The 6,958-nt window shown below is 32.0% G+C and carries 10 protein-coding genes; all 10 read left to right on the top strand.

All coding sequences use genetic code 11. The annotated features are described in order from the left end of the window. Window positions 1-94 precede the first annotated feature (94 nt). The 10 genes from P7122_RS15675 to P7122_RS15630 all read left to right on the top strand — a co-directional run bounded on the left by P7122_RS15675 (window position 95) and on the right by P7122_RS15630 (window position 6,777). Window positions 95-1,339: a tetratricopeptide repeat protein gene (locus P7122_RS15675; RefSeq protein ID WP_278006750.1), complete on the top strand. Its 1,245-nt coding sequence runs from the start codon at window positions 95-97 to the stop codon at window positions 1,337-1,339. Window positions 1,340-1,591: 252 nt separating this feature from the next. After that, the gene (locus P7122_RS15670; protein WP_278006749.1) at window positions 1,592-1,921 is read left to right on the top strand and encodes a hypothetical protein; all 330 of its coding nucleotides are present in this window, start codon (window positions 1,592-1,594) and stop codon (window positions 1,919-1,921) included. A 361-nt stretch (window positions 1,922-2,282) separates the two neighbouring features. Continuing rightward, the gene (locus tag P7122_RS15665) at window positions 2,283-2,543 is read left to right on the top strand and encodes a hypothetical protein (RefSeq protein ID WP_278006748.1); all 261 of its coding nucleotides are present in this window, start codon (window positions 2,283-2,285) and stop codon (window positions 2,541-2,543) included. Between the two features lie 60 nt (window positions 2,544-2,603). Further along, complete coding sequence (locus P7122_RS15660) at window positions 2,604-2,795, top strand: hypothetical protein (RefSeq protein ID WP_278006747.1); 192 nt, start codon at window positions 2,604-2,606, stop codon at window positions 2,793-2,795. Between the two features lie 155 nt (window positions 2,796-2,950). Further along, entirely contained in the window at window positions 2,951-3,508 is a 558-nt protein-coding gene (locus tag P7122_RS15655) for a hypothetical protein (protein WP_278006746.1), read from the top strand. 131 nt (window positions 3,509-3,639) lie between these two features. Beyond that, complete coding sequence (locus P7122_RS15650) at window positions 3,640-4,140, top strand: phosphoribosylaminoimidazolesuccinocarboxamide synthase (protein WP_278006745.1); 501 nt, start codon at window positions 3,640-3,642, stop codon at window positions 4,138-4,140. 139 nt (window positions 4,141-4,279) lie between these two features. Then, window positions 4,280-4,762, top strand: coding sequence for a DUF7674 family protein (locus P7122_RS15645; RefSeq protein ID WP_278006744.1), 483 nt, complete (start codon window positions 4,280-4,282; stop codon window positions 4,760-4,762). Between the two features lie 21 nt (window positions 4,763-4,783). After that, window positions 4,784-5,089 (top strand): hypothetical protein, encoded by a 306-nt coding sequence (locus tag P7122_RS15640; protein WP_278006743.1) that lies wholly within the window; start codon window positions 4,784-4,786, stop codon window positions 5,087-5,089. Window positions 5,090-5,260: 171 nt separating this feature from the next. After that, window positions 5,261-5,797 carry a hypothetical protein gene (locus P7122_RS15635; RefSeq protein WP_278006742.1) on the top strand — a complete coding sequence of 179 codons (537 nt, stop codon included), beginning with the start codon at window positions 5,261-5,263 and terminating at the stop codon, window positions 5,795-5,797. A 158-nt stretch (window positions 5,798-5,955) separates the two neighbouring features. After that, window positions 5,956-6,777 (top strand): leucine-rich repeat domain-containing protein, encoded by an 822-nt coding sequence (locus P7122_RS15630; RefSeq protein WP_278006741.1) that lies wholly within the window; start codon window positions 5,956-5,958, stop codon window positions 6,775-6,777. Window positions 6,778-6,958 lie beyond the last annotated feature (181 nt).

The raw sequence follows: 6,958 nt of genomic DNA, 5'->3' as shown, positions 1-6,958 counted from the left end.
TCGGAATTGCTAACGTCAGTTCTTAACCGAAAAACATTAACTTTAAACCCGTAACTGACGGTTATACGAACACGTTAGCTGCAAGCTGAAAAAAATGACGAAAAAAGAAATTGCTGAAAGACTTAAAGAAATTAAAAGCCATATTAAAGACGATATGGAAGACTTTGCTGCAATAGATTTTAAGGAACTAGCATTAGAAATTCATAATGACAGAAAGTACCATCTTGTAATTGAAAATTTTAATAAGATTAAGAAATTAGTTTCAAACCAAGTTCCTTTTTATTGCTTTGAGTTAGCTTATGCATTTGAAAACCAAAATGATATCGAATCTTCAGAAATTGTTTATGAATATTTAAATGCCGAAAACGGAGAAAATGCTGCTGTTTTAAACAATTTATCTAATATCAAAAAAGGAAAAAGAAAATTTAAAGAGGCATTTGAACTTATCTCAAAAGCTTATGAAATTGCACCAGATGACGAAGTCATATCAAATAATTATGACTCTTTATTTCAAATTATATCAGATTTAAATGAAAGAGAACAAAAATTCAAGCATTCTTTAACCTATTTAGAAAGGGAAAATAAGTTTGTAATTAATAAACTTAAAACTTTTATACAGAATGCTAAAAAGGATAAGGATTTTAAAAATGGTTTAATGCCAATTCCAAAATGGAAATTTAAAGTTCTTATGGTTACAGACGATGACAAAGCTGAATCGTTGAGAAACCAATGGCTCGACAAAAATTATATTGTCGACACTGGAGAAAGAGGAGATTACTATGTCATTGTCTATGAAATAAACCCTTTCCTTGAAAAAGCAATTTCCGAATTGACTTTTAAAGTCATTAATCCAAATTGGATTTTAGGAATCGAAAAATTAAACACAAAAGATTTAGAAGAACTAAATTATTATAGAAACTTAAAAAAGATAAACAAGGTAAATCGACAATTTAAAGGCATTTTAAAAAGAGATTATGATGAACTAACATTTAACTTTTTAGTAAAGAGCAATAAATCAACAATAATATTAGCAGGTTCTTTGATAGAGACTTTGTTGATTTATCATTTAAAAAAGAAAAAGATTAAAAAGATTTCTTATGAAATTAATACGAGAACAGTATCAAAAGATTTATTGGAAGCTACTTTAAATGATTTGCTTAAATACTTGGAACAAAATAAAATGTTAGAGAATCATTTCGTACATCTAGGTAACATTTCCCGAATTTTCAGAAATTATGTTCATCCAGGAAAAGAGCTTCGAGAAACTGAAGAATTAGATGATGCTAAAGCAAACCTTTGTTACATTAGTGCATCTGAATTAATAAATTCGTTAATATAAAAAAGCCAGCAGCTAACAATGGCTATAAGTAATTGCTTGTTCTCGCCTACTTCTGAAAATCCTCGCGGATTTTCAGTTTGGTGTTTATTTGCAAAGTTATATGCTAAACCACGCAACTACTCATAGCCGAGACCGTTGCCACTAATACGAGAAATGAGGATATTACATACATTAATCTTATTGACAATTATTACATCCTGTTCTAATATCAAAAAGAATTCGGAACAAAACTTAATTGTCGAAAACTATGAAATGAGGTCTGAATCTTCATTATCAACAGATTCTCGCTTAATAGAAAACGATTTGATTAATAGAATTAATGAAATCAAAAAAATCCCTTTTGGAACAATATCATTTAAAAACAACGAAATTGACTCTAAAGTCTGGAACTGTGGAGACTCATTATATTGGGATATAGTAAAACTCGGAGAGGAAGCTATTCCACAACTAATATCAAAGATTCAGGATGAAACTAAGACTGATATCCAAATACAATGCAGAGATACTAATCTGACTGTCGGAACAGTCGCTTTTATGATTCTTGACGATATTATATCAATACCTTATTTCTTAGTTTTTTAAACGCAATGGGATGTTTTTGATATTAATTGTGACTTTGGATACCCAATTGGGCTTCTTGAATTCATTAATACATATCCTCAAATAGCACAAGAAAAGTTAACTCAGTGGTATCAGAAATATGGAAAAAAGATAAAAAAGAAGAAACTTAGTTCATCCAACCAAAATGAATGTCAAAAAGCATTTGATATTGATTAAAAGTTAAAAATAAAATATTAATAAAGTACTAGTGGCAACAACGTGTATAGCCCATTGCGGCTGAATTCCTAATCGGAATTCATTGCAATTTACTATCTTTCGGTCACGGCGGAAAATCCTCGCGGATTTCCCGCAACGAGCCATACACAAAACCGTTGCCCACAATTTGAAAAAAACGCTACAAATATTAATCTTGCTGACCTTTGGACTGAACTTATCAGCTCAAAATATAAAAATCAACTCGGAAATTAAAGTTGACTCGACTGAAATAAAAATCTCTAAATCGGATTTTGATTATTACGCTTATAGTTCGTTTGACAATAAAAAAACAGATTCTCTAATTGTAACTATTGGAACGGTTGGCACAAGTGTTACTGCTATAAAAATTGACCTGACCGAAAATCCAAAAGTTTATATAACACTTTGATCTGATTATGCCGAATTTGACGGAAAAGAAACTATAGACATAGAACTCGGAGCCTATGATTTGGAATTAAACGCAACAGAATTCAAAAAAGGCGACCAAATTATGGGACGGATTAAAGGAAAATCTAAACCGATTTCAAATAGTTTGGGAGAATATCAAATCGAATTTGATGGAGAATTTAAACACATCATTGGAAAACTAATGATAAAAAAGAAAGCTAAACAAAACTATAGGATAATTGATAATGAATAAAAAACTGTGGGCAACAATGTATAACCGCAATTACGGCGGATTCGACTACGTCCGAATCCACTCGGAATTGCTAACGTCAGTGCTTAACAGAAAAACATTATCTTTAATCCCGTAACTAACGGTTATACGAGACCGTTAGCTTGCATTAGAAAAAAATGATAAACGAAATATTAGAAAACTCAAAAGCGAAAAATAAATTAATTGGAATTAAACTATATGGAGAAGCTGGATATTGGTGTGGAATAGTTGAGGATTATAACGACGACTTTATCCAACTTAAACACTTCACCAAGTTTGGAGAATTGGACGGAATTGCAATTGAGCGAATTATTGACATCGAACGAATTGACATTGAAGATGACTATTTGACTGCGATGAAAATAGTTATTGAAAATCGGCAGAAAATAAGGGATATCGAAATTAAAAGCCGAATATTTACCGACCTCGATGATGAAAATTGGCAATACGTTAGTTTAAAACCTTATGAAAGCGATAAAAACGTATTGACCAGTATTCAAGTCAACGGAGACGATTTTTACCAAGGCTTTGTAAAGTCAATTAATGAAGATTTTTTGAAATTCGAATTGATTGATAACAATGGAAATTCGAATGGAACGAGTGTTTTCAAAGTTGAGGACATAAACTCTGTTAAAATAAATGATTTGGAATGTAGGAGAAGATTACTGATTTATAAAACAAAAAACGCAAGCTAACAATGGCTATAAGTAATTGCTTGTTCTCGCCTGCTTCTGAAAATCCTCGCGGATTTTCAGTTTGGTGTGTACTTGCAAAGTTTAGTGCTAAACCACGCAACTACTCATAGCCGAGAACGTTAGCCTACATTATGGAAACCGAACAAAAATTTAAAACGAAAACTGGATTTTGTCACATTCTGACTGACAAAATTGTTTTAACTCGTGATGGAATTATTGGAAATGTAGCGGAATTGACAACTGGAAAAAGTATTATCAGACTTTTAATCGTTTACGGACTTATAGCTACATTAATGATTTATAATGCTTATGATGATTTTAAGAATCAAAATTGGGTGTTTTTTGGACTTTACTTAATTGGAGGAATATATCTAACCTATACAGTTTTTAAAAGCAAAAATTTAAGCGCAACACCAATAATTGAGCGAAATAAAATAAAAAATGTGGAATTTAAGCCTGCCAATAAGTTTTTGACAAGAAGTTATTTCAAAGTGGAATTTGAACAAAATAATGGAAAAATAAAAAGCCGACTAATTATGCTTCCAGGTTCACTAAATGACGGAACGAATGAGACAGAAAAAGCAGTCGGAATAATGAAAAAAGCTGGACTGATAAAAAATAACGTAGGCTAACAATGTATAACCGCAATTACGGCGGATTCGACTTCGTCCGAATCCACTCGGAATTGCTAAAGTCAGTGCCAAACCGAAAATTATTAACTTTAATCCCGTAACTGACGGTTATACGAGACCGTTGTGTGTAATTTGAGAAATGAACGTAATTGAACCTAAATACAAGTATAAAGAAATTGAAAAGGTTTTTGAAAAACTGATTTCTGGAAACGCAGAACTGACTGAACATTTTGCAAAAGAAGTTGACCTTTCTGATTATAATCAAGAAGATAATCTTCCTTATGTTGACATAGGTTCGATTTCAAGATTTATTGTAGAAAACAAAATCGAAAATGCAACATCTGATTTCGAATTGTTTTTTGAAAACGTTGAGGAAATTTATAAAAATGGAGATAAGGACGTTCAGAATTTTATCGTTGTGGGACTGTTCGAGGGAATTCAAAATATCGGTGGCAAAGAAATCGAATATTATAAATCTTTCAATCAATGGTTGAAACCTGAAACTCAAGAAGCGTGGAATGGAATAATTGACTATTGGGAAGGAACTGAATGGAGAATTCCAAAAGATGAGCGTAAAAAAAGAGAACAGGAGATTCAGAAAATACTGAACAATAAGAAATAAAAACTACAAAACAACGCCTTGATGCTAAATTTAGAACAAGAAAATATAGTCATTGAAAATCTTCCGAAACTTTTGGAAGAAAAAACCAATCAAAAGCCTAAAGATATTCTCAAAGAACTTGGATTTTGTAAAGAACATACGGAAATAATAATGGAACTAATTACTTCAGCAAATGCGAGATTTCATTTTTACAAAGCAGGAATGAAACCGAAACAATTTTCTGGAGATTTTGAAAACGATAGAATATTTAATGCAACTCTAAAAGTGCTAATTGGACCAAAACCAAATTTAAAAAATCGAGTATTAAAGGTATTGAAACTGAAATAAAAACTACACACAACAACGTGTATAGCTCATTGCGGCTGAATTCCTAATCGGAATTCATTGCAATTTGCTATCTTCGTTCTACGGCGGAAAATCCTCGCGGATTTCCCGCAACGAGCCATACACAAAACCGTTGTGTGCAATGCCCAAACAAACCGCTAAAAATTTAACTGATTGAAAAACAAATTATATAGAATTGGAAAAAATGCACTTGCGATTTGGGGCGGAATTTCCCTAATCGGAATAATTTTGATTTTAGGCTATCTCGCCTACTCTACTTCAATCGGAAATAAAACTATCGAAAACAAAGCAACAATATCTGACGTAAGATTCGTACTGAATTGGTGCGGACTTGGAGACCAAAGAATTGAAAAAGTGCTGAATAGTTACGAATCTGGACGTTCATTTACAGGTGATTATCTCGATGCTTACGCAATTGAAATATCAAACGTGACTGAAATGGAACTAAAAAATAATAAAGGCTGGCATAGATTAGATAGTTTACCAAAAGTATTAAATGATGCAGTGGAATTAGCCAATGGTTGGCAATATCAAATTCCTTGGTTTCCTAAAATGGACGAACTGAATCCTAAAAGTGTTTATGTTTATCCTTGGAGTATATATTGTAACGGAATTGACCCAACTGGAACTGAACTAATATTTGTAATCCCAAATGATAAAATGGTTTATTATTTAGGAACAAAAATGTAAATGAATAAAAGCACAGCACACAACAATGTATAAATTCAATTGCGGCTGAATTTCCTACGGAAATTCATTGCAATTTTCTATCTTTCAGTCTAAATCGGAAAATCGTACCGATTTTCCGCAACTGAAATTTATACGCTAACGTTGTGCGTAATTAGAGAATGATCGATATTACAATTGAAAGATTTGAGAATAAACCAGAACTTACTTCTGATTTGGCGGATTTTGACAATTCTAAAACGGAATTGCATATTTGTGCGGATGTAAAAAACAGAAAACTCTTAAACGAACTGAATATTGAAAAACTTTGGCTAATTGGAGCTAAAGAAAAAGACATCGAACAGATTTTTTCAATTCATCAACCTAAATATGTTAGTCTTTACCAATTTCTGGCAAAAGATTTAAGCTGTTTAGAGAATTTGAATAAGTGCGAAACTCTAATAACAGAATGGAATACAAAAGCGACTGAACTTTGGAATATAGAATCTAATCCGAACTTGAAAAAATTGGCGATTAGAGATTATTCTAAAATTTCAGACTTGTCTGCTTTAGAGAAAGCGACTAAAATCAAAAGTTTGTCATTAGATGGTGGAATAGATAAAAAGTTAAAAGTGGACAGCTTAAAACCACTATCTAAACTTTCTCAATTGGAATATTTGAGACTGACTAACATAAAAGTCGGAGACGAATCTCTTGAACCAATTGCAAATCTGAGAAATTTAAAAACACTTGAACTTTCCAATCAATTTCCGACAAAAGAATATGCAAATCTTTCGGTCAAATTGACCAAAACGGAATGTTCAATGTTTCGACCTTATCACGAGGTCGAGATAAAAGATGAAAAGGGAAATTTGGTTTACGACAGAATGATTATCGGAAAAAGAAAACCATTTCTTTTATCGACAAAAGATCACACTCGAATTGAGAAATACGAAAAAGAATTTGAAAAACTAAAAAATAACTACGCACAACACCGGCTATAGTTCATTGCTGCGGTATTCCTTACAGTTTATTTGGGCAACTTTACTATCTTTAAGTCTGGCGGAAAAGTCCTGCGGACGTTTTCCGCAACGAAACCATAGCCAATACCGTTAGGTGCAATTTGTATGAACGAACTTCAGAAAAATACAAAAGATAATATATCAGATTTTTTAAGTACAATTT

The organism is Winogradskyella marincola (assembly GCF_029624125.1).
Lineage (GTDB): Bacteria > Bacteroidota > Bacteroidia > Flavobacteriales > Flavobacteriaceae > Winogradskyella > Winogradskyella marincola.
Note: the sequence above shows the minus strand (reverse complement) of the source record. Positions and strands in the feature narration are given on the sequence as shown.

Coding starts and splice junctions, on each gene's coding strand:
- P7122_RS15675 (WP_278006750.1), top strand. CDS start 95: ATGACGAAAAAAGAAATTGCTGAAAGACTTAAAGAAATTAAAAGCCAT.
- P7122_RS15630 (WP_278006741.1), top strand. CDS start 5,956: ATGATCGATATTACAATTGAAAGATTTGAGAATAAACCAGAACTTACT.
- P7122_RS15650 (WP_278006745.1), top strand. CDS start 3,640: ATGGAAACCGAACAAAAATTTAAAACGAAAACTGGATTTTGTCACATT.
- P7122_RS15640 (WP_278006743.1), top strand. CDS start 4,784: ATGCTAAATTTAGAACAAGAAAATATAGTCATTGAAAATCTTCCGAAA.
- P7122_RS15670 (WP_278006749.1), top strand. CDS start 1,592: ATGAGGTCTGAATCTTCATTATCAACAGATTCTCGCTTAATAGAAAAC.
- P7122_RS15655 (WP_278006746.1), top strand. CDS start 2,951: ATGATAAACGAAATATTAGAAAACTCAAAAGCGAAAAATAAATTAATT.
- P7122_RS15645 (WP_278006744.1), top strand. CDS start 4,280: ATGAACGTAATTGAACCTAAATACAAGTATAAAGAAATTGAAAAGGTT.